Annotated in this window: 27 protein-coding genes; 23 read left to right on the top strand and 4 right to left on the bottom strand. The window is 68.8% G+C overall.

Annotated elements, in window-relative coordinates; genetic code table 11:
* Positions 1-146: 146 nt before the first annotated feature.
* The 4 genes from ACFU8Q_RS13465 to ACFU8Q_RS13450 all read right to left on the bottom strand — a co-directional run bounded on the left by ACFU8Q_RS13465 (position 147) and on the right by ACFU8Q_RS13450 (position 7114).
* On the bottom strand, positions 147-752 hold the full coding sequence (locus tag ACFU8Q_RS13465; protein WP_384452150.1) for a response regulator: 606 nt from the start codon (positions 750-752) through the stop codon (positions 147-149).
* Positions 753-801: 49 nt separating this feature from the next.
* On the bottom strand, positions 802-2862 hold the full coding sequence (locus tag ACFU8Q_RS13460) for a PIG-L family deacetylase (RefSeq protein ID WP_384452169.1): 2061 nt from the start codon (positions 2860-2862) through the stop codon (positions 802-804).
* A 352-nt stretch (positions 2863-3214) separates the two neighbouring features.
* A complete protein-coding gene (locus tag ACFU8Q_RS13455) occupies positions 3215-5443 on the bottom strand; it encodes a poly(A) polymerase (RefSeq protein WP_384452147.1) in 2229 nt (742 codons plus the stop codon).
* Positions 5444-7114, bottom strand: a complete 1671-nt coding sequence (locus tag ACFU8Q_RS13450; RefSeq protein ID WP_384452144.1) for an RNA ligase family protein — start codon at positions 7112-7114, stop codon at positions 5444-5446.
* A 513-nt stretch (positions 7115-7627) separates the two neighbouring features.
* Between ACFU8Q_RS13450 and rpsJ the strand changes: the two genes are divergently transcribed.
* The 23 genes from rpsJ to ACFU8Q_RS13335 all read left to right on the top strand — a co-directional run bounded on the left by rpsJ (position 7628) and on the right by ACFU8Q_RS13335 (position 19508).
* Positions 7628-7936 (top strand): 30S ribosomal protein S10, encoded by a 309-nt coding sequence (gene rpsJ / locus ACFU8Q_RS13445; protein ID WP_003948644.1) that lies wholly within the window; start codon positions 7628-7630, stop codon positions 7934-7936.
* A 13-nt stretch (positions 7937-7949) separates the two neighbouring features.
* Positions 7950-8594, top strand: coding sequence for a 50S ribosomal protein L3 (rplC, locus tag ACFU8Q_RS13440; RefSeq protein ID WP_266747960.1), 645 nt, complete (start codon positions 7950-7952; stop codon positions 8592-8594).
* Between the two features lie 4 nt (positions 8595-8598).
* Positions 8599-9249 carry a 50S ribosomal protein L4 gene (gene rplD, locus ACFU8Q_RS13435; protein WP_093540763.1) on the top strand — a complete coding sequence of 217 codons (651 nt, stop codon included), beginning with the start codon at positions 8599-8601 and terminating at the stop codon, positions 9247-9249.
* Positions 9249-9572 (top strand): 50S ribosomal protein L23, encoded by a 324-nt coding sequence (rplW, locus tag ACFU8Q_RS13430; RefSeq protein ID WP_014154589.1) that lies wholly within the window; start codon positions 9249-9251, stop codon positions 9570-9572. The genes rplD and rplW overlap by 1 nt, the downstream gene beginning before the upstream one ends.
* 39 nt (positions 9573-9611) lie before the next feature.
* Positions 9612-10448: a 50S ribosomal protein L2 gene (gene rplB, locus ACFU8Q_RS13425; protein WP_093773282.1), complete on the top strand. Its 837-nt coding sequence runs from the start codon at positions 9612-9614 to the stop codon at positions 10446-10448.
* 12 nt (positions 10449-10460) lie between these two features.
* A complete protein-coding gene (gene rpsS, locus ACFU8Q_RS13420; RefSeq protein WP_003966956.1) occupies positions 10461-10742 on the top strand; it encodes a 30S ribosomal protein S19 in 282 nt (93 codons plus the stop codon).
* A gap of 43 nt (positions 10743-10785) precedes the next feature.
* Complete coding sequence (gene rplV, locus ACFU8Q_RS13415) at positions 10786-11133, top strand: 50S ribosomal protein L22 (protein ID WP_004571827.1); 348 nt, start codon at positions 10786-10788, stop codon at positions 11131-11133.
* A complete protein-coding gene (gene rpsC, locus ACFU8Q_RS13410) occupies positions 11133-11975 on the top strand; it encodes a 30S ribosomal protein S3 (protein WP_093540760.1) in 843 nt (280 codons plus the stop codon). The genes rplV and rpsC overlap by 1 nt, the downstream gene beginning before the upstream one ends.
* Positions 11976-11980: 5 nt before the next feature.
* Positions 11981-12400, top strand: a complete 420-nt coding sequence (rplP, locus tag ACFU8Q_RS13405; RefSeq protein ID WP_014047785.1) for a 50S ribosomal protein L16 — start codon at positions 11981-11983, stop codon at positions 12398-12400.
* Positions 12400-12624 carry a 50S ribosomal protein L29 gene (gene rpmC / locus ACFU8Q_RS13400; protein ID WP_015035581.1) on the top strand — a complete coding sequence of 75 codons (225 nt, stop codon included), beginning with the start codon at positions 12400-12402 and terminating at the stop codon, positions 12622-12624. The genes rplP and rpmC overlap by 1 nt, the downstream gene beginning before the upstream one ends.
* Complete coding sequence (gene rpsQ, locus ACFU8Q_RS13395) at positions 12624-12908, top strand: 30S ribosomal protein S17 (RefSeq protein ID WP_073786784.1); 285 nt, start codon at positions 12624-12626, stop codon at positions 12906-12908. The genes rpmC and rpsQ overlap by 1 nt, the downstream gene beginning before the upstream one ends.
* Before the next feature lie 107 nt (positions 12909-13015).
* On the top strand, positions 13016-13384 hold the full coding sequence (rplN, locus tag ACFU8Q_RS13390) for a 50S ribosomal protein L14 (RefSeq protein WP_003966950.1): 369 nt from the start codon (positions 13016-13018) through the stop codon (positions 13382-13384).
* Positions 13385-13386: 2 nt separating this feature from the next.
* Entirely contained in the window at positions 13387-13710 is a 324-nt protein-coding gene (gene rplX / locus ACFU8Q_RS13385) for a 50S ribosomal protein L24 (protein ID WP_003966949.1), read from the top strand.
* Positions 13710-14267, top strand: coding sequence for a 50S ribosomal protein L5 (gene rplE, locus ACFU8Q_RS13380; RefSeq protein ID WP_384452140.1), 558 nt, complete (start codon positions 13710-13712; stop codon positions 14265-14267). Before rplX ends, rplE begins: the two co-directional genes overlap by 1 nt.
* Positions 14268-14269: 2 nt before the next feature.
* Positions 14270-14455: a type Z 30S ribosomal protein S14 gene (locus ACFU8Q_RS13375; RefSeq protein WP_003948630.1), complete on the top strand. Its 186-nt coding sequence runs from the start codon at positions 14270-14272 to the stop codon at positions 14453-14455.
* A gap of 224 nt (positions 14456-14679) precedes the next feature.
* On the top strand, positions 14680-15078 hold the full coding sequence (gene rpsH / locus ACFU8Q_RS13370) for a 30S ribosomal protein S8 (RefSeq protein WP_037688013.1): 399 nt from the start codon (positions 14680-14682) through the stop codon (positions 15076-15078).
* 21 nt (positions 15079-15099) lie between these two features.
* On the top strand, positions 15100-15639 hold the full coding sequence (rplF, locus tag ACFU8Q_RS13365) for a 50S ribosomal protein L6 (protein ID WP_266747962.1): 540 nt from the start codon (positions 15100-15102) through the stop codon (positions 15637-15639).
* A gap of 2 nt (positions 15640-15641) precedes the next feature.
* Positions 15642-16025 carry a 50S ribosomal protein L18 gene (rplR, locus tag ACFU8Q_RS13360; RefSeq protein ID WP_384452137.1) on the top strand — a complete coding sequence of 128 codons (384 nt, stop codon included), beginning with the start codon at positions 15642-15644 and terminating at the stop codon, positions 16023-16025.
* 47 nt (positions 16026-16072) lie between these two features.
* On the top strand, positions 16073-16678 hold the full coding sequence (gene rpsE / locus ACFU8Q_RS13355) for a 30S ribosomal protein S5 (RefSeq protein ID WP_030914151.1): 606 nt from the start codon (positions 16073-16075) through the stop codon (positions 16676-16678).
* Positions 16678-16860, top strand: coding sequence for a 50S ribosomal protein L30 (rpmD, locus tag ACFU8Q_RS13350; protein WP_018550611.1), 183 nt, complete (start codon positions 16678-16680; stop codon positions 16858-16860). The genes rpsE and rpmD overlap by 1 nt, the downstream gene beginning before the upstream one ends.
* 1 nt (position 16861) lies before the next feature.
* Positions 16862-17317, top strand: a complete 456-nt coding sequence (rplO, locus tag ACFU8Q_RS13345) for a 50S ribosomal protein L15 (RefSeq protein WP_018550610.1) — start codon at positions 16862-16864, stop codon at positions 17315-17317.
* Positions 17318-17532: 215 nt separating this feature from the next.
* Positions 17533-18852 (top strand): preprotein translocase subunit SecY, encoded by a 1320-nt coding sequence (gene secY, locus ACFU8Q_RS13340; protein ID WP_351078026.1) that lies wholly within the window; start codon positions 17533-17535, stop codon positions 18850-18852.
* A complete protein-coding gene (locus ACFU8Q_RS13335) occupies positions 18852-19508 on the top strand; it encodes an adenylate kinase (protein ID WP_384452134.1) in 657 nt (218 codons plus the stop codon). The genes secY and ACFU8Q_RS13335 overlap by 1 nt, the downstream gene beginning before the upstream one ends.
* Positions 19509-19554 lie beyond the last annotated feature (46 nt).

Genomic DNA, 19554 nt, shown 5'->3' with positions numbered 1-19554 from the left:
CCGGTGTCCACGGCGACGTGATGCTCGCCCTCCCGCTGGCGGACGGGGACGACATCGTGGCTCGGCGAGATCCGGGCGGGAGCGCTCGCGGGCAGTGGGCCGGCGGGTACCGGGTGCCGGGTACTGCGAGATTCCGGACAGGGACGTCATATCCATCCGTGCCGTTCCCCGATGCGCACCGCGTCGACGAGGGTGCGCGCGTGCAGCTTGCCCGTGGCGAGGGAGAGGTGGTTGCGGACGGTGCGTATGGAGAGGAACAGCTCGGCCGCCGTCTCGGCGGCGCCCATGCCCTGGGCGGCCAGGCGCAGGATGTCGGTCTCGCGTGGGGTGAGGGGAGAGGCGCCGGCGTGGTGCTCCTCGGCGAGCAGACCGGGGTCGTACGCCGTACCGCCCGTCGCCACCGTGCGGATCGCGGCCAGTACCTGCCTGGCCGAGGCCGACTTCAGCAGGTAGCCGACGGCGCCCGCTTCCCTGGCCGCCCGCAGATGTCCTGGCCGGTCGAGCACGGTCAGGATGAGGGTGCGGCATGTCGGCAGTCGTTCGGCGAGTTGATGTGCTGTGAGGATGCCGTCCTGGCCGGGCATGGCGACATCCAGCACCGCCACGTCGGGCCGGGTGGCCAGAGCGGCCGGGAACACCTCGTCGCCGCGGGCGGCCTGGGCCACGACATCGATACCGGGCTCGCGTGCCAGCACGGAGACCAATCCCTCCCTTACGACCGTCATGTCCTCGGCGATCAGCACCTTGATCATGATCAAAGGATGTCAGCCGCGGCCCTCCGGCATCTGCCCACCTGTGTCCTCAGGCCGGACCGGGGCGCCAGAGCCAGGGCAGGGCGTCGGGGCCCACGGCCGCCGCCGTCGGCCGCCCGTCCTTCCCGACGTGCAGTGCGGGCCCGTCCAGCGCCACCGGCCCGTGCTCGCGTACGGAGACCCCCTGCGCGGTACGGAGCTGGATCAGGCCCTTCTCGGTGCGGCCGAGCAGCACTGGACCGCCCGGCGACCCCGCGGCGGACACCGGCCCGTAGCCGTGGAAGCCCACCCGGTCCTCGATCAGCCGCCCGTAGCCGTCGATGCCGGTCTCCGCCGCCGTCTCCCCGGTCCGTACGGTCGTCAGAGCGGCCTTCGCCGCCGCGCGGTAGAACAGCTCGACGGTCCCGTCCGCCCCGGGCAGTGCGGCCGGGCCGTCCCCGGGCACCGGCACCCCGCTGATCCGGGTGCGCGCGGTGACCTGGTCGCCGGGCGCGTCCTGCGTCCAGTGATGCACCGCGAACCGGCCCGCCGCGAAGACATGGACGCACCCGGCGTCGTCCACCACGGCATTCAGCCCGTCCTGGATCTCGCCGCCGCCCGTGTCCCGCCAACCGCTCCACCGGCCCGCCGTGTCCCGGACCCGGGTGCTGAGGCCCTTCTCCGCGTTCCGTACGAAGAGGTGGACCCGTCCGTCGGGGGCGGCTACCGCGACCGGGACGCCGATCCGGCGTCCGCCGTCGTGATCCCGCACCGGGTTGCCCAGCCCCTGCCAGGCACGGAAGCCGCCGCCGGGGGAGCGCTGCTCCAGCGCGACGATCTCGCGCTCGTTGTCCGCCCCGCGCCCGCCGAGCGCGGCGAACCGCAGCCCGAAGAGCAACTGCCGCCCGTCCGGCAGGGTCGCGCAGCCAAGGACCGATGCGAGCGGACCGCCGCCGAGGTCGTCCGGGGAGTCCCACGTCGCGCTGCCCGGCGCGTTCTCGCGCCAACGGACCGCCCGCAGCCCCAGCACCCCGTACGCGACGAGCCGGCCGTCCGGGTCGGTGGTGACGGCCGGGCGGGGACCCGGGTAGCGGTAATGGGTGGACCGTACCCAGCCCTTCCGGTTGGTCAGCGGCCGGTTGCCGCCGACGCCGTAGTCACCGCAGCCCGCCGGGTTGCCGCAGTGCCAGTCGGCCGACCCCCCGTACGCCACCAGGAGCGACGCCTTCTCCGCCAGCACGGCGGGCGGCAGATTCTTGGGCCAGTGCCGGTTGTAGTAGCCCCGGAACGCCGTGGTGGCGAAGCGCGGCACCCCGTCGCCGCCGCGGGTGGCCCGCGCCACCCAGCGGATCAGCGCCGTCCAGGTGAACAGCGCGGTCGCGGTGTGGTCGGGATGGTCGGAGTAGCCCTTCTGCTCGCTGTCCCGTCGCCGGACGAGCTCACTGCTGTGCTGGATGTCGGGGTCCGGGTCCATGGTGTGCACGACGCTGGGCCGGTACCGGTCGAACAGCCCGACCAGGACGTCGATCAGTCCGTCGTACGTGTACGAGCCCACCTGCTGCAGCGGCGAGTTGTCGGCGACGACGGTGGGCAGGACGAGCCGCCGGTCCTGCCAGAGGCTGGGCAGCCCGAGACGCCCGTACGTGGTGTGCATGGCGGTGTTGATGAAGATCAGCTCGACCTTGCGGCCGGCGTTGCCGAGGCGGTTGATCTCGGCCCGGTGGTTGCCGTGCAGAGCGATGACGGACTTCTGCCATTCCGTGAACCGGCCGAGTCCGAGCAGCGTCGCGTACGCCTGGCGGAGCCCCTGGTGACGGGAGGAGGAGTACGCGGCCTTGTCGGGGGTGGGCAGGGGCCGGCCGGGCATGCGATTGATGCCGGTGGCCTCGCCGCCGGTCAGGTAGACGCAGACCAGCGGCGTCCCGCCGTAGAAGGCCTGCTGGGTGTCCGGGTTCATGAAGTACAGGTCGTCGTCCGGGTGGGCGAGGATCTGCATCAGCAGGGCCGGGTGCGAGGTGCTGATCGGCAGGCCGGCCATCGGGTCCGCGGTGGGGTCGCTACGGCGGGGCGGCGAGGGCGCGGTGCAGGCGCTGAGGGAGGCCAGGCTCATTGCCCCGGCCGCCGCCGTCATCAGGGTGCGCCGCGGCACCCCCGTGCGAGATGCGCGCAGCGCAGGTTCGTCCGTCACACCGTGCTCCGTCCACTTACCTCGCAGCGGGCGGCTGTGCGGCCTGCGCTGCGTGCCGAGTCCGTGCAGGCGGCGGGAGTCGAGCCGCTGCTGCGGGGGGATAGACGGAGATTGCCCGGGGCGGGTTGCCCGGGTTTCTGCGGGTGTGCGACATGCACCCGAACGGCCCAGCGTGCGGGCGCGCGCACCATGAACACGTCGATCGGGTCCGGCCGTTCCTCGGTGCACCCGTGCCGTTCGTGGGGCGCGCGTGCGGCGCTGCCCCGGAGCACGGCCGGGCGGACGGTCCTTTCCGTCACCGCAGCTCCGGTACCCCGCCCCGGTTCGTCCGGCGCAGGTCCGCTTCCGGGATGCCGTGCAGCAGCCGGGCGCCGATCTCCGCGAGCCGGGCCTCGTCGGGCGGAGTGCGGCCGAGGCCGATGGCGTACTGGACGTGCGAGGCGTCGGCGGCGAACGGGCGGGGCCAGGCGTGGGCGTCCGGGGAGCCCGCCTGAGCCAGGGCGTCGAGCAGGGCCAGGAGCCGCCCGCGCAGCCGCCCCTCGTCCGCGCCCCGCCGTACGGAGACGACCGCCCAGGCGGCGTGCCGCAGACCCAGCGGCGGCGGGGCGCAGAGCAGGGCGTGCGGTACGGGCGCGGTGTCGGCGGTGGACTCCAGGATCTCCCAGGCACGGAAGAGCTCCTCGGCGACGAGGTCGCGGCCCGCGGGGGAGACCTGCGAGGTGCAGGAGCGGACCGGGGCGGTCGGGGTCAGCACGGCGAGGGGGAGCCCGCCCGCGTCCCCGGAGCCGACCGGCCGGTTCCAGTCCCATGCGGCCCACGTCGCGAAGAAGTGCCGGAGCAGGGGGAGCGGCGGCAGCCGACCGGCCTCGTTGGCGGTACGGGCCGCCAGCACGGACCAGGCGAGGCCGGGCAGTCCACCGCACGGGGCGGAGTCCAGACCACGCGCCCGCGCCCACGCCTTCACCTCGCGCGCGAGGCGGGTGAACGCGGCCCGGTGCGGGTCCGCCGCCGCGAGCACGGCATCGGCGTCGCTCACCGCGCTGAGTGCCACGGCCGCCGCCCCGCCCAGTTCGGCGCGGCGGCCGACCGCCACGTCCGGGGAGAGGGCACCGGTCGCGACGGTCACCAGGTCCACCCGGAGCCCGTCCAGGCGGAAACGCAGACCGGGTACGCGCGCACCGGTCACCTCGCGCAGGTCGACGGCGCCGGGCAGGGCGGCGGCCAGCCGCTCCCGTACCCCCGGCAGATCCCCGTCACCGGGCAGCGCCGCGACCAGGTCCACATCGGCGCCGGGCAGCGCACAGCCCATCCGCCGCGAGCCGACCAGGTGGACGCGGCCGCCTGGCAGGGCGGCGGCCACCCGGTGTACGAGATCCGCCGCCGCGGTGCCTTCGTCGTCCGTCTCCGTCTCCGCCGCCGTGGCCCCGGCCAGCTCCACCCGTACCCCGAAGTGGTCCGAGACGTACAGCCCGTCCGGCGTGGCCACCTCGCCCAGCAGCGTCGCCGACGCGGGGCGCAGCCGCTCCGAGCGGATCAGCACCCGGTCCAGGCGGGACACCCGCCCCGTCAGCGAGGAGACGGCGGCCAGCGGGTTGACGGACGGATCGAAGGTCGGCGTCCGGTCGTCCGCGCCGTGCACCAGGCTCCAGGCATCCGGCATCCCCAGCCGGTCCTGGGGGGTGTCGCTGCCGTCATTGAAGTCGCCGAGCAGTGCCACATCGCCCTCGATCGCGGCCAACCCCGTTGCGAGATCGGCCAGTTCGGCATCGCGCCGGGCGGCGCCGTCCGGCGAGTGGTCGCTGCTGAGGTGGGTGACCGCGACCGTGACCGGCCCTTTTGCGGTCTCCACGACCACGGCGGCGACCGCCTTGTGCGGGCCGAGGACATGCAGGCCCGCCTCCCGCACGGGGAGCCTGCTGAGCAGCAGCAGACCGCAGTCCGCGACTTCCCGGCCGGCCGGACCGGCCCAGAAGGTATAGCTCTCGCGGATCCACGGCGTCGACAACAGCAGGCCGAGCAGGGCGGGTTCGGCCTCCTGGAGGGCGATGACATCCGCTTCCGCCGCACGCAGGGCGTCGAGGAGGAGGGGCCGGCGCCGGGCGGTGTCGATGCGGTCGCTGTCGTAGCGGTCCCAGAGGGTGTTCCAGGTCAGCAGCGTGAGGGCCGCGGGGCGAGCCGTCGGCGGCAGGTCCTGCGGTACGGGCGTCCAGGCGGCCTCCGGCGCCGAGAACGCGTGCGGCGTACGGGAGACGAAGTACGGGGACGGCAGCCGGCGCGGGACACGTACCCGTCCGGCGTCCGTCGCGTCGATCCGGTCCACGCCCGAGGACCGGTCCCACACCACCTCACCGTCCGCCTCGAAGAACAGCACCCGATGCCAGGGAATCTCCCCGCCGGGCGTGAACCGGGGCAGCGGCACCCGCTTGGGGACGGTTCCGCGCTGCGCCACGCCCATCACGAAGCGCGCCGGGTCGAACCGGGCGTCCCAGCGGACCCGGTGGTAGATCTCCTCGCTGGTACGCATCTACGCCTTGTCCTCCACGGTTCCGCTCGCGCCGATGTACCAGGTGCGGTGTGCCTGACCGGGATACGGGGGCACGAACCGGTGCAGCTGCGAGGCCAGCACTTCCGGGGGCACCGGGTGGGTGCGGCGCTCGTTGCGGCGGAGCAGCTCCGCCTCGTCGACCAGGGCCACCGCGTGGGTGAGCAGCGCGTCCCTGCGCCGGGCGACCGCGTGCACCAGGGAGCGCTGGTGCGCGTTGAGCGAGGTGGCGTCCCAGACGACGGTGTCGCCCGCGGCGAGTGCCGCGTCCAGTCGGCCGAGCCCCTCACGCAGCACCTCCCCGTTGGCCTTCTGGTCGGCGCGCGCTCCCCGGGCGAGCCGCAGATCGTCGAGCGAGAGGTACGTGTCGACGCCCGGCAGTCCGCGCGCGAAGGTGCTCTTGCCGCTGCCGGAGGGGCCCACCAGATGCACCAGGCGCGGGAACTCGCCGGTGCGCCACCGCCACGTCGCGGCGACGGCCTCCTCGGCGGTGGCGACCCGGCCCTGGGCGTACACCTCCCGGGCCTGGGCCCAGCAGCGGTCGGCGGCGTCCGGCTCCAGGTCCGCGAACGCCTCGCGCAGCCCGTCCGGCTCCCGTACCTCCTGCGCGTACAGCGACGACCACTCCACTTGGTCGCGCGCCGCACCGGTCTCCGCGACCGTGGCGGCCAGCGCGTGCAGCAGCGGCAGATCGGCGGCGAACGACATCCGGACGAGGCCGGTCCGGCGCTCCTCGTCCGGGTACGGGCGGTGCAGCGCCGGGTGCAGTCCCACGAGATCCGCGACGCGTCGCGCGAGCGGCATCCCCAGCGTCTCCGCCAGCACGGGCGCCAGTTCGGTGCGGCGGGACCGGTGCAGCAGCGCGGCCAGCACCCCGGTCAGCCGGTCGTCACCCGTACGGCCCAAGCTGTCGAGGACATCGCCCATCGCGGCGGCGGCCCCGGCGTCCCCCGCCGCCGTCCCGGTCGCTTCGGCGAGCGCCGCGGCGTCGACCGGCGCCCCGGACCGTACGGCCCACAGGGCGGCGGCCGGGCCGAGCCCGTTCTCCACCACGGCGGCGTGCATCCAGTGGGTGCCGGTCCGTACATGGCCGGGCCGCACCCACTTCGCCACCACCCGCCCGAACTCCGGTGCGCCGAAGCCGTCCACGGGCCGGACGACGTAACCCTCCTGCCGCCCGGTGTCCGGCTTCAGCGCCCGCAGCGCCTTCTCGGCCCGCGCGTCGAACACCCCGCGCCACAGCACCGGCGCCGCCGGTATCCCCAGACCGCGCAGGAACACCACGGTCCGGTCCCAGTCCAGGCAGTACTCGCCGTCCCAGACGGAGAAGCCGTAGAAGTAGCCCTCCAGGCCGTCGTACGGGATCGAATGGCGCGCGAACATGTTCTCCCCGCACACTCGCCACCCTGCGGGGATACGGGCCCCGATCCGGCCCTGGAGCGCCTTCACCCAGCCCCGCGAGGGGTGGTGGGCGGAATCGAGCGAGCGGGCGTGGAGGCCGTCGGCGTAGAGCGTGGTGTTCTCGCCGTCCAGCTTCTCGGTGACGACGACCTCGCGGCCGGTCAGCGCGGAGAGGTCCGCGATCCGTACGTCGTCCGAGGTGGCCCCCGGGGACCAGGGCAGATGCGCGGTGCGCGGATAGTGCGAACGCATGATGTGAAGCCCCTGATGACGACGGCGTGCCCGGCCGGTCACTGTAGGGGCGGGGGTGCGGGACGCTCGACCGGATTACGGGGAGAAACGGCGCCCGGCACGGCTCCGGTTGCGCGCCCGCGTTTGACCGATGGAACGCGCGGGGTAAGATCCTCCGCCCGATTGGCCAGGCTCGCGCCCCGTATGGCACACTGCTCAGGTTGCTCGGTTGAGTGTCAATGCTGCGCGCCTCCCGCCGGGAGGACCGGAAGCGAGTCCCACAGTACTCGTCGACCCCCTGCGGGTCGGACGTACGGGAATCTTCCGGGAAGCGTCAGTGGGGCACCGGCCAGGCACCCGGTGGGTGTTCCGCCCCCGGTCTCGCGGTCCTCGGGCCCGCACCCCCTTGGTTGGGAAATCCTTCGGGAGATCTACGTAGAGGGGATGCGACACGCCCGACCGCGTGGGTCGGAGACGGAGTTACCAGAGCCCTCGGGTTCCAGAGCGTTACGAGAGACAGGACTACTAGTAGCCATGGCGGGACAGAAGATCCGCATCCGGCTCAAGGCCTACGACCACGAGGTCATCGATTCCTCGGCGAAGAAGATCGTCGAGACGGTGACCCGCACTGGTGCGTCGGTCGCGGGCCCGGTGCCGCTGCCCACTGAGAAGAACGTGTACTGCGTCATCAAGTCGCCGCACAAGTACAAGGACTCGCGCGAGCACTTCGAGATGCGCACGCACAAGCGCCTCATCGACATCCTCGACCCCACGCCGAAGACGGTTGACTCGCTGATGCGTCTCGACCTGCCGGCGGGCGTCGACATCGAGATCAAGCTCTGAGGTGACGCGCGAGATGGCTAAGAACATTAAGGGCGTCCTGGGCGAGAAGCTCGGCATGACCCAGGTCTGGGACGAGAACAACCGGGTCGTCCCGGTGACCGTCGTCAAGGCCGGGCCCTGTGTCGTCACCCAGGTCCGCACCAACGACCGCGACGGTTACGAGTCGGTTCAGCTCGCCTTCGGCGAGATCGACCCGCGCAAGGTGAACAAGCCCCTCAAGGGCCACTTCGCCAAGGCCGACGTGACCCCGCGCCGCCACCTGGTGGAGCTCCGCACCCCTGACGCCGGCGAGTACACGCTGGGCCAGGAGGTCACCGCCGAGGTGTTCGAGTCCGGCGTCAAGGTCGACGTCACGGGCAAGAGCAAGGGCAAGGGCTTCGCCGGTGTCATGAAGCGTCACAACTTCAAGGGCGGCAAGGCGTCCCACGGTGCCCACCGTGTGCACCGCATGCCCGGCTCCATCGGTGGCTGTGCCACCCCCGGCCGTGTCTTCAAGGGCATGCGCATGGCGGGTCGCATGGGCAACGAGCGTGTCACCACCCAGAACCTGACCATCCACGCGGTTGACGCGGAGAAGGGTCTGCTCCTCATCAAGGGCGCGGTCCCCGGTCCGAACGGCGGCCTCGTCCTGGTCCGTACCGCGGCCAAGGGGGCTTGAGGTAATGAGCACCATTGACATCCTTTCGCCGGCAGGCGACAAGGCCGGTACCGTCGAGCTCCCCGCGGAGATCTTCGACGCCAAGACCAGCGTTCCGCTGATCCACCAGGTCGTTGTCGCGCAGCTGGCAGCTGCCCGTCAGGGCACGCACAAGACCAAGACCCGCGGCGAAGTCCGTGGCGGTGGCCGCAAGCCGTACCGCCAGAAGGGCACCGGCCGCGCGCGCCAGGGTTCGACCCGTGCGCCGCAGTTCGCCGGCGGTGGCGTCGTCCACGGCCCGCAGCCGCGTGACTACTCGCAGCGGACCCCGAAGAAGATGAAGGCCGCCGCCCTGCGCGGTGCCCTCTCGGACCGGGCCCGTCACTCCCGTATCCACGTCGTCACCGGCGTGGTCGACGGTGCGGTGTCCACGAAGGCCGCCAAGACGCTGTTCGGCAAGATCTCGGAGCGCAAGAACCTGCTCCTGGTCGTCGACCGCGCCGACGAGGCCGCGTGGCTGTCCGCCCGCAACCTGCCCCAGGTGCACATCCTGGAGCCGGGCCAGCTGAACACGTACGACGTGATCGTCTCTGACGACGTGGTCTTCACCCAGGCCGCCTTCGAGTCCTTCGTGTCTGGCCCCCAGACCGCTGAGACCGAAGGGAGCGACGCCTGATGAGCGAGGCGACCGTTACCAGCAAGACCTACTCGGACCCGCGCGACGTTCTCGTCAAGCCGGTTGTTTCCGAGAAGAGCTACGCGCTGCTCGACGAGAACAAGTACACGTTCATCGTCGCGCCCGGCTCCAACAAGACCCAGATCAAGCAGGCCGTGGAAGCGGTCTTCTCGGTCAAGGTCACCGGGGTCAACACGATCAACCGGCAGGGTAAGCGCAAGCGCACCAAGACCGGTTTCGGCAAGCGCGCTGACACCAAGCGCGCCATCGTGACCCTCGCCGAGGGCGACCGTATCGACATCTTCGGCGGCCCGACCTCCTGACGGAGGTCGAGTCGTCCGGAATCGGACGAGGACTGAGAAATGGGTATCCGCAAGTACAAGCCGACGACCCCGGGCCGTCGTGGCTCCAGCGTCGCCGACTTTGTCGAGATCACGCGGTCCACGCCGGAGAAGTCGCTGGTCCGCCCCCTGCACAGCAAGGGCGGCCGTAACAACGCCGGTCGTGTGACCGTTCGCCACCAGGGCGGTGGCCACAAGCGCGCCTACCGAGTGATCGACTTCCGTCGTCACGACAAGGACGGCGTGCCGGCCAAGGTCGCGCACATCGAGTACGACCCGAACCGCACCGCGCGCATCGCGCTCCTGCACTACGCGGACGGCGAGAAGCGCTACATCATCGCGCCGCGTGGCCTGACGCAGGGCGACCGTGTCGAGAACGGCCCGGCCGCCGACATCAAGCCCGGCAACAACCTGGCGCTGCGCAACATCCCGGTCGGTACGACCATTCACGCCATCGAGCTGCGGCCCGGCGGCGGCGCGAAGTTCGCCCGTTCCGCGGGTGCCTCCGTGCAGCTGCTGGCGAAGGAGGGCACCATGGCCCACCTTCGTATGCCGTCGGGTGAGATCCGCCTGGTCGACGCCCGCTGCCGCGCCACGATCGGCGAGGTCGGCAACGCCGAGCAGTCGAACATCAACTGGGGCAAGGCCGGCCGCATGCGCTGGAAGGGCGTCCGCCCGACCGTCCGCGGTGTCGCGATGAACCCGGTTGACCACCCGCACGGTGGTGGTGAGGGCAAGACCTCCGGTGGTCGCCACCCGGTCTCGCCGTGGGGTCAGAAGGAGGGTCGTACTCGCTCGCCGAAGAAGGCATCGAGCAAGTACATCGTCCGCCGCCGCAAGACGAACAAGAAGCGCTAGGAGCGGGTTTAGATGCCGCGCAGTCTCAAGAAGGGGCCCTTCGTCGACGGCCACCTCATCAAGAAGGTGGACGTACAGAACGAGGCAGGCACCAAGAACGTCATCAAGACCTGGTCCCGTCGCTCGATGATCGTCCCGGCCATGCTGGGTCACACCATCGCGGTGCACAACGGCAAGATCCACGTCCCGGTGTTCGTCACCGAGTCGATGGTCGGCCACAAGCTCGGCGAGTTCTCGCCGACTCGCACCTTCCGCGGCCACGTCAAGGACGACCGGAAGTCGAAGCGCCGCTAACCGCGGGGTGGAAACGACTATGACTTACACCGAAGGGACAACCATGGAAGCCAGGGCCCAGGCGCGGTACATCCGCGTCACGCCCATGAAGGCCCGCCGCGTGGTGGACCTCATCCGTGGCATGGATGCCACGGAGGCTCAGGCGGTCCTGCGTTTCGCCCCGCAGGCCGCGAGCGTGCCGGTTGGCAAGGTGCTGGACAGCGCCATTGCCAACGCCGCACACAACTACGACCACACCGACGCCTCTTCGCTGGTCATCAGCGAGGCGTACGTGGACGAGGGTCCGACCCTGAAGCGGTTCCGTCCGCGTGCTCAGGGCCGTGCCTACCGGATCCGTAAGCGGACCAGCCACATCACCGTGGTCGTCAGCAGCAAGGAAGGAACCCGGTAATGGGCCAGAAGGTAAACCCGCACGGGTTCCGGCTCGGCATCACCACGGACTTCAAGTCCCGTTGGTACGCCGACAAGCTGTACAAGGACTACGTCAAGGAAGACGTCGCCATTCGTCGCATGATGACGAAGGGCATGGAGCGGGCCGGCATCTCGAAGGTCGAGATCGAGCGCACCCGCGACCGCGTCCGCGTTGACATCCACACCGCCCGCCCGGGCATCGTCATCGGCCGCCGCGGCGCCGAGGCCGACCGCATCCGTGGCGAGCTGGAGAAGCTGACCGGCAAGCAGGTCCAGCTGAACATCCTCGAGGTCAAGAACCCCGAGGTGGACGCTCAGCTGGTGGCCCAGGCCGTCGCCGAGCAGCTCTCCTCCCGCGTCTCCTTCCGTCGTGCCATGCGCAAGAGCATGCAGAGCTCGATGAAGGCCGGCGCCAAGGGCATCAAGATCCAGTGCGGTGGCCGCCTCGGCGGCGCCGAGATGTCCCGCTCGGAGTTCTACCGCGAGGGCCGTGTGCCCCTGCACACGCTCCGCGCGAACGTCGACTACGGCTTCTTCGAGGCCAAGACGACCTTCGGCCGCATCGGTGTGAAGGTCTGGATCTACAAGGGCGACGTCAAGAACATCGCCGAGGTCCGCGCCGAGAACGCCGCTGCCCGCGCCGGCAACCGCCCGGCCCGTGGCGGCGCTGACCGCCCGGCCGGCCGTGGTGGCCGCGGTGGCGAGCGTGGCGGTCGCGGTCGCAAGCCGCAGCAGCAGTCGGCTCCGGCTGCCGAGGCCCCCAAGGCCGAGGCTCCCGCCGCTGCCGCTCCGGCTGCCGAGAGCACCGGAACGGAGGCCTGACCGAAATGCTGATCCCCCGTAGGGTCAAGCACCGCAAGCAGCACCACCCGAAGCGCAGCGGTATGTCCAAGGGTGGCACGCAGGTTGCGTTCGGCGAGTACGGCATCCAGGCGCTGACCCCGGCGTACGTGACGAACCGCCAGATCGAGGCAGCTCGTATCGCGATGACCCGCCACATCAAGCGTGGCGGCAAGGTCTGGATCAACATCTACCCGGACCGTCCCCTGACGAAGAAGCCGGCCGAGACCCGCATGGGTTCCGGTAAGGGTTCTCCCGAGTGGTGGATCGCGAACGTCAAGCCGGGTCGGGTGATGTTCGAGCTGTCCTACCCGAACGAGAAGATTGCTCGTGAGGCGCTTACCCGCGCTGCTCACAAGCTTCCGATGAAGTGCCGGATCGTTCGGCGCGAGGCAGGTGAGTCGTGATGTCGGCCGGTACCAAGGCGTCCGAGCTGCGCGAGCTGGGCAACGAGGAGCTCCTCAACAAGCTCCGCGAGGCCAAGGAAGAGCTGTTCAACCTCCGCTTCCAGGCGGCGACGGGGCAGCTCGAGAACCACGGCCGGCTCAAGTCCGTCCGTAAGGACATCGCCCGGATCTACACCCTGATGCGCGAGCGCGAGCTGGGCATCGAGACGGTGGAGAGCGCCTGATGAGCGAGAAGACTGTGACTGAGACGAACACTGACCGCGGTTTCCGCAAGACCCGTGAGGGCCTGGTCGTCAGCGACAAGATGGACAAGACCGTCGTCGTCGCTGTCGAGGACCGTGTCAAGCACGCGCTGTACGGCAAGGTCATCCGCCGTACGAACAAGCTCAAGGCGCACGACGAGCAGAACGCCGCAGGCGTCGGCGACCGCGTCCTCCTGATGGAGACCCGGCCGCTGTCCGCCACGAAGCGGTGGCGCATCGTCGAGATCCTCGAGAAGGCCAAGTAATTCCTGAGGGGCACTCCCCTCGGGCAAGTTCCGCCAGGCTCGGTGGGGGCCCGCTCCGGTGACGGAGTGGCCCCCGCCGGGAACCGGCAGACGATCAGGAGATAGACGTGATCCAGCAGGAGTCGCGACTTCGCGTCGCCGACAACACGGGTGCGAAGGAAATCCTCACCATCCGTGTTCTCGGTGGTTCGGGTCGCCGCTACGCGGGCATCGGTGACGTCATCGTCGCCACCGTCAAGGACGCGATCCCCGGTGGCAACGTGAAGAAGGGTGACGTCGTCAAGGCCGTCATCGTTCGCACCGTCAAGGAGCGTCGCCGTCAGGATGGCTCGTACATCCGCTTCGACGAGAACGCCGCCGTCATTCTGAAGAACGACGGTGACCCCCGCGGCACCCGCATCTTCGGCCCGGTGGGCCGGGAACTGCGCGAGAAGAAGTTCATGAAGATCATCTCGCTCGCGCCGGAGGTGCTGTAAGCATGAAGATCAAGAAGGGCGACCTGGTTCAGGTCATCACCGGTAAGGACAAGGGCAAGCAGGGCAAGGTCATCGTGGCCTACCCCGCTCAGGACCGCGTCCTCGTCGAGGGTGTCAACCGGGTCAAGAAGCACACCAAGGCCGGTCAGACCGCTCGCGGTTCGCAGACCGGTGGCATCGTCACGACCGAGGCCCCGATCCACGTGAGCAACGTTCAGCTCGTCGTGGAGAAGGACGGCAACAAGGTCGTCACGCGCGTCGGTTACCGCTTCGACGACGAAGGCAACAAGATCCGCGTTGCCAAGCGGACGGGTGAGGACATCTGATGGCTACCACCACCACTCCGCGTCTGAAGACGAAGTACCGCGAGGAAATCGTCGGCAAGCTGCGTGAGGAGTTCTCGTACGAGAACGTCATGCAGACCCCCGGCCTGGTCAAGATCGTGGTCAACATGGGTGTGGGCGACGCCGCCCGCGACTCCAAGCTGATCGACGGCGCCGTGCGCGACCTCACCACGATCACCGGCCAGAAGCCGGCCGTCACCAAGGCCCGCAAGTCCATCGCGCAGTTCAAGCTGCGCGAGGGCCAGCCGATCGGCTGCCACGTCACCCTCCGTGGTGACCGGATGTGGGAGTTCCTGGACCGTACGCTGTCGCTCGCGCTGCCGCGTATCCGTGACTTCCGTGGCCTGTCGCCGAAGCAGTTCGACGGCCGTGGCAACTACACCTTCGGTCTCACGGAGCAGGTCATGTTCCACGAGATCGACCAGGACAAGATCGACCGGGTCCGGGGCATGGACATCACCGTGGTCACCACGGCGACCAATGACGACGAGGGTCGTGCCCTCCTTCGTCACCTCGGCTTCCCGTTCAAGGAGAACTGACCGTGGCGAAGAAGGCTCTGATCGCTAAGGCCGCCCGTAAGCCGAAGTTCGGCGTTCGCGGGTACACCCGCTGCCAGCGCTGCGGCCGGCCCCACTCCGTCTACCGCAAGTTCGGCCTGTGCCGCGTGTGCCTTCGTGAGATGGCTCACCGTGGCGAGCTGCCGGGCGTGACCAAGAGCTCCTGGTAATTCTCCTTCGCCCTCCGGGCGTTGGGAATTGACGGAAGCTCTCGGTAAGCATCTGGTCGGCAGGAGCCCGCCCTCACATGCCGTAGGCTTGTGGGGTTGGGCGCCTGCCGCCCAAGACCGACTTACTACGCCGTAGGTCCCCGCACCGCACCCGTCCTGCCTCTGAGTGGGGAGAGGGATGGCGCATACAGGAAACCCCGGCGAGAGAGGCCGAAGGCCAATTCATGACCATGACTGATCCCATCGCAGACATGCTCACGCGTCTGCGTAACGCGAACTCGGCGTACCACGACTCCGTCGTGATGCCGCACAGCAAGATCAAGTCGCACATCGCGGAGATCCTCCAGCAGGAGGGCTTCATCACCGGCTGGAAGGTCGAGGACGCCGAGGTCGGCAAGAACCTCGTCCTCGAGCTGAAGTTCGGCCCGAACCGCGAGCGCTCGATCGCCGGCATCAAGCGAATCTCGAAGCCGGGTCTGCGTGTATACGCAAAGTCCACCAACCTGCCGAAGGTCCTCGGCGGCCTGGGCGTGGCGATCATCTCCACGTCCCACGGTCTCCTGACCGGCCAGCAGGCCAGCAAGAAGGGCGTAGGTGGGGAAGTCCTCGCCTACGTCTGGTAGTCGGGAACGGAGGAATAGCTCATGTCGCGAATCGGCAAGCTCCCCATCCAGGTTCCCGCCGGTGTGGACGTCACCATCGATGGCCGCACGGTCGCGGTGAAGGGTCCCAAGGGCACCCTCACGCACACCGTCGCGTCGCCGATCGAGGTCACCAAGGGTGAGGACGGCTTCCTCAGCGTCACCCGCCCGAACGACGAGCGTCAGAACAAGGCCCTTCACGGCCTGTCCCGCACGCTGGTGGCGAACATGATCACCGGTGTGACCCAGGGATACACCAAGGCGCTCGAGATCAGTGGTGTCGGTTACCGCGTCCAGGCGAAGGGCTCCAACCTGGAGTTCGCCCTGGGCTACAGCCACCCGATCCTGATCGAGGCCCCGGAGGGCATCACCTTCAAGGTGGAGTCCCCCACGAAGTTCTCCGTCGAGGGCATCGACAAGCAGAAGGTCGGCGAGACCGCGGCCAAGATCCGCAAGCTGCGGAAGCCTGACCCGTACAAGGCCAAGGGCGTCAAGTACGCCGGCGAGGTCATCCGCCGCAAGGTCGGAAAGGCTGGTAAGTAGCCATGGCATACGGCGTGAAGATCGCCAAGGGCGACGCCTACAAGCGTGCCGCCCTCAAGCGTCGCCACATCCGCATCCGCAAGCACATCTCCGGTTCGCCGGAGCGTCCGCGCTTGGTCGTGACGCGGTCCAACCGCCACATGGTCGCTCAGGTCATCGACGACATCGCGGGCCACACGCTCGCGTCGGCGTCGACCCTGGACGTTTCCATCCGTGGTGGCGAGGGCGACAAGAGCACCCAGGCCAAGCAGGTCGGCGCCCTGGTCGCTGAGCGTGCCAAGGCCGCAGGCGTCGAGGCCGTCGTGTTTGACCGCGGTGGTAACCAGTACGCCGGGCGGATTGCCGCTCTGGCTGACGCCGCCCGTGAAGCCGGGCTGAAGTTCTAAGCCCCGGTTCCTACGCACAGCGGACGTAACAGAGAGAGGTAAATCCAATGGCTGGACCCCAGCGCCGCGGAAGCGGTGCCGGTGGCGGCGAGCGGCGGGACCGGAAGGGCCGTGACGGCGGCGCAGCTGCCGCCGAGAAGACCGCGTACGTTGAGCGCGTTGTCGCGATCAACCGCGTCGCCAAGGTTGTGAAGGGTGGTCGTCGCTTCAGCTTCACCGCGCTGGTCGTGGTGGGCGATGGTGACGGCACCGTCGGTGTCGGTTACGGCAAGGCCAAGGAAGTTCCCGCGGCCATCGCCAAGGGCGTGGAAGAAGCCAAGAAGAACTTCTTCAAGGTTCCGCGTATCCAGGGCACCATTCCTCACCCGATCCAGGGCGAGAAGGCTGCGGGCGTCGTCCTGCTGAAGCCTGCTTCCCCCGGTACCGGTGTTATCGCCGGTGGCCCGGTGCGCGCCGTTCTGGAGTGCGCCGGCGTTCACGACATCCTGTCGAAGTCGCTCGGCTCCGACAACGCGATCAACATCGTGCACGCGACCGTGGCGGCCCTCAAGGGCCTGCAGCGTCCCGAGGAGATCGCGGCCCGCCGCGGTCTGCCGCTCGAGGACGTCGCCCCCGCGGCTCTGCTTCGTGCGCGTGCGGGAGCGGGTGCGTAATGGCTCGCCTCAAGATCACGCAGACGAAGTCGTACATCGGCAGCAAGCAGAACCACCGCGACACCCTTCGTTCGCTCGGGCTCAAGCGCCTGCACGACGTGGTTGTCAAGGAGGACCGCCCCGAGTTCCGCGGAATGGTGCACACCGTCCGCCACCTCGTGACGGTTGAGGAGGTCGACTGACATGGCGGAGAACAAGCCGCTGAAGGCCCATGACCTCCGGCCCGCCCCGGGCGCCAAGACCGCCAAGACCCGTGTGGGTCGTGGTGAGGCGTCCAAGGGTAAGACCGCCGGTCGTGGCACCAAGGGCACCAAGGCCCGTTACCAGGTTCCGGAGCGCTTCGAGGGTGGGCAGATGCCCCTCCACATGCGTCTCCCGAAGCTCAAGGGCTTCAAGAACCCGTTCCGCACCGAGTACCAGGTCGTGAACCTGGACAAGCTCGCGACGCTCTACCCCGAGGGTGGAGAGGTCACCGTGGCCGACCTGGTCGCCAAGGGTGCGGTGCGCAACAACCACCTCGTCAAGGTCCTCGGACAGGGCGAGATCTCCGTGGCGCTGCAGGTTTCGGTTGACGCCGTCTCCGGCTCCGCCAAGGAGAAGATTGCCGCCGCCGGCGGCACCGTCACCGAGCTCGTCTGAGACGACTCGATGGCCTGAACATCCAACCGGGGATGCCTCTCATGTGAGGCATCCCCGGTTGGTCGTTCCTAGGTGGGCATGGTCGCCGGTAAGGTGGCGTGCGTTGTTGTGTGGTAACCGCTCGGGCACCCGCCCGGGTACTTTTGACTGTTACGTATTCGTCGATCCTCAAGACCGTCACCTCTTCGCATTGCGCGGGGGTCGCAGGAGGCACCGTGCTCACCGCGTTCGCCCGGGCGTTCAAGACGCCCGACCTGCGCAAGAAGCTGCTCTTCACGCTCGGCATCATCGTGATCTACCGGCTCGGGGCACACATCCCCGTACCGGGAGTGAGCTACGAGAACGTCCAAACCTGTGTTGATCAGGCCAGCAAGGGCAACAACAGCCTCTTCGGCCTGGTGAACATGTTCAGCGGTGGTGCACTGCTGCAGATCACGATCTTCGCGCTCGGCATCATGCCGTACATCACGGCCAGCATCATTCTTCAGCTGCTGACCGTGGTGATTCCCCGACTCGAGGCGCTCAAGAAGGAGGGGCAGTCCGGCCAGGCCAAGATCACGCAGTACACGCGTTATCTGACCGTCGCGCTCGCCATCCTCCAGGGCACCGGCCTGGTGGCCACCGCCACCAGTGGCGCACTGTTCAGCGGCTGCCCGGTCGCTGACCAGATCGTGCCGAACCAGTCGATCTTCACGACCATCGTCATGGTGATCACCATGACCGCGGGCACCGCGGCCGTCATGTGGCTCGGTGAGCTCATCACCGACCGCGGCATCGGCAACGGCATGTCGATCCTGATGTTCATCTCGATCGCCGCCAGCTTCCCCGGCGCCCTGTGGGCCATCAAGACCAGCGGCAAGCTGGCCGACGGCTGGATCGAGTTCGGCACCGTCATCCTGATCGGCTTCGTGATGGTGGGCCTCGTCGTCTTCGTCGAGCAGGCCCAGCGCCGTATCCCGGTGCAGTACGCGAAGCGCATGATCGGCCGCAGGTCGTACGGCGGTACCTCGACGTACATTCCGCTGAAGGTGAATCAGGCGGGTGTGATTCCCGTCATCTTCGCTTCTTCGCTGCTCTACATTCCGGCCCTGATCGTCCAGTTCTCCAACTCCACTGCGGGTTGGGCCACCTGGATCAAGGACAACTTCGTCAAGGGCGACCATCCGTACTACATCACGGCGTACTTCCTGTTGATCGTCTTCTTCGCCTTCTTCTATGTGGCGATTTCGTTCAACCCCGAGGAAGTCGCCGACAACATGAAGAAGTATGGTGGCTTCATCCCGGGTATCCGGGCTGGTCGACCTACTGCCGAGTACCTGAGCTACGTGCTCAACAGGATCACTTGGCCGGGCTCGCTGTATCTGGGTCTGATCGCTCTTGTGCCGACGATGGCGTTGGCAGGCTTCGGCGGCGCTAACCAGAACTTCCCCTTCGGCGGGACAAGCATCCTCATCATCGTGGGTGTGGGTCTGGAGACCGTGAAGCAGATCGAGAGTCAGCTCCAGCAGCGCAATTACGAAGGGTTCCTCCGCTGATGCGAATCGTCCTCGTCGGGCCGCCCGGTGCCGGCAAGGGAACGCAGGCTGCGTACCTTGCCAAGAACCTGTCGATTCCGCAGATTTCCACGGGCGATCTCTTCCGAGCCAACATCAGCCAGGGCACCGACCTTGGCAAGCAGGCCCGCGCCTACATGGACGCGGGGCAGTTGGTACCGGACGAGGTCACCATTGGAATGGCCAAGGACCGCATGTCCCAGCCCGACGCCGAGAACGGCTTCCTGCTGGACGGCTTCCCGCGCAACGTGGGTCAGGCCGAGGCCCTTGACGTGATGCTCAAGGACGAGGGCACCAAGCTGGACGCGGTCCTGGACCTGGAGGTCCCCGAGGACGAGGTGGTCAAGCGCATCGCCGGCCGCCGGATCTGCCGGAACGACGGCTCGCACGTCTTCCACGTGACGTACAACCCGCCGACGACCGAGGGTGTCTGCGACACCTGCGGCGGCGAGCTGTTCCAGCGTGACGACGACACCGAGGACACGGTTCGTACTCGGCTGGAGGTCTACCACACGCAGACCGAGCCGATCATCGACTACTACCGGGCCCAGAACCTGGTGGTCACCATCTCGGCGCTCGGCAAGGTCACCGATGTGACCGAGCGGGCGATGGAGGCTCTCAAGTCCGACAAGGGCTGAGCGCAACACCCGCAGTACTTGTGCAGTCGGCCGCGGCGTCCATGGG

Source organism: Streptomyces sp. NPDC057543 (assembly GCF_042801895.1).
In the GTDB taxonomy this organism is placed as follows: Bacteria; Actinomycetota; Actinomycetes; order Streptomycetales; family Streptomycetaceae; genus Streptomyces.
This window is presented reverse-complemented; position numbering and strand designations above follow the sequence as displayed.

Excerpts from the sequence above, each read along its gene's own strand:
- ACFU8Q_RS13465 (WP_384452150.1), bottom strand. The coding sequence starts at position 752 with ATGATCAAGGTGCTGATCGCCGAGGACATGACGGTCGTAAGGGAGGGA.
- ACFU8Q_RS13460 (WP_384452169.1), bottom strand. The coding sequence starts at position 2,862 with ATGACGGCGGCGGCCGGGGCAATGAGCCTGGCCTCCCTCAGCGCCTGC.
- ACFU8Q_RS13455 (WP_384452147.1), bottom strand. The coding sequence starts at position 5,443 with ATGCGTACCAGCGAGGAGATCTACCACCGGGTCCGCTGGGACGCCCGG.
- ACFU8Q_RS13450 (WP_384452144.1), bottom strand. The coding sequence starts at position 7,114 with ATGCGTTCGCACTATCCGCGCACCGCGCATCTGCCCTGGTCCCCGGGG.
- rpsJ (WP_003948644.1), top strand. The coding sequence starts at position 7,628 with ATGGCGGGACAGAAGATCCGCATCCGGCTCAAGGCCTACGACCACGAG.
- rplC (WP_266747960.1), top strand. The coding sequence starts at position 7,950 with ATGGCTAAGAACATTAAGGGCGTCCTGGGCGAGAAGCTCGGCATGACC.
- rplD (WP_093540763.1), top strand. The coding sequence starts at position 8,599 with ATGAGCACCATTGACATCCTTTCGCCGGCAGGCGACAAGGCCGGTACC.
- rplW (WP_014154589.1), top strand. The coding sequence starts at position 9,249 with ATGAGCGAGGCGACCGTTACCAGCAAGACCTACTCGGACCCGCGCGAC.
- rplB (WP_093773282.1), top strand. The coding sequence starts at position 9,612 with ATGGGTATCCGCAAGTACAAGCCGACGACCCCGGGCCGTCGTGGCTCC.
- rpsS (WP_003966956.1), top strand. The coding sequence starts at position 10,461 with ATGCCGCGCAGTCTCAAGAAGGGGCCCTTCGTCGACGGCCACCTCATC.
- rplV (WP_004571827.1), top strand. The coding sequence starts at position 10,786 with ATGGAAGCCAGGGCCCAGGCGCGGTACATCCGCGTCACGCCCATGAAG.
- rpsC (WP_093540760.1), top strand. The coding sequence starts at position 11,133 with ATGGGCCAGAAGGTAAACCCGCACGGGTTCCGGCTCGGCATCACCACG.
- rplP (WP_014047785.1), top strand. The coding sequence starts at position 11,981 with ATGCTGATCCCCCGTAGGGTCAAGCACCGCAAGCAGCACCACCCGAAG.
- rpmC (WP_015035581.1), top strand. The coding sequence starts at position 12,400 with ATGTCGGCCGGTACCAAGGCGTCCGAGCTGCGCGAGCTGGGCAACGAG.
- rpsQ (WP_073786784.1), top strand. The coding sequence starts at position 12,624 with ATGAGCGAGAAGACTGTGACTGAGACGAACACTGACCGCGGTTTCCGC.
- rplX (WP_003966949.1), top strand. The coding sequence starts at position 13,387 with ATGAAGATCAAGAAGGGCGACCTGGTTCAGGTCATCACCGGTAAGGAC.
- rplE (WP_384452140.1), top strand. The coding sequence starts at position 13,710 with ATGGCTACCACCACCACTCCGCGTCTGAAGACGAAGTACCGCGAGGAA.
- rpsH (WP_037688013.1), top strand. The coding sequence starts at position 14,680 with ATGACCATGACTGATCCCATCGCAGACATGCTCACGCGTCTGCGTAAC.
- rplF (WP_266747962.1), top strand. The coding sequence starts at position 15,100 with ATGTCGCGAATCGGCAAGCTCCCCATCCAGGTTCCCGCCGGTGTGGAC.
- rplR (WP_384452137.1), top strand. The coding sequence starts at position 15,642 with ATGGCATACGGCGTGAAGATCGCCAAGGGCGACGCCTACAAGCGTGCC.
- rpsE (WP_030914151.1), top strand. The coding sequence starts at position 16,073 with ATGGCTGGACCCCAGCGCCGCGGAAGCGGTGCCGGTGGCGGCGAGCGG.
- rpmD (WP_018550611.1), top strand. The coding sequence starts at position 16,678 with ATGGCTCGCCTCAAGATCACGCAGACGAAGTCGTACATCGGCAGCAAG.
- rplO (WP_018550610.1), top strand. The coding sequence starts at position 16,862 with ATGGCGGAGAACAAGCCGCTGAAGGCCCATGACCTCCGGCCCGCCCCG.
- ACFU8Q_RS13335 (WP_384452134.1), top strand. The coding sequence starts at position 18,852 with ATGCGAATCGTCCTCGTCGGGCCGCCCGGTGCCGGCAAGGGAACGCAG.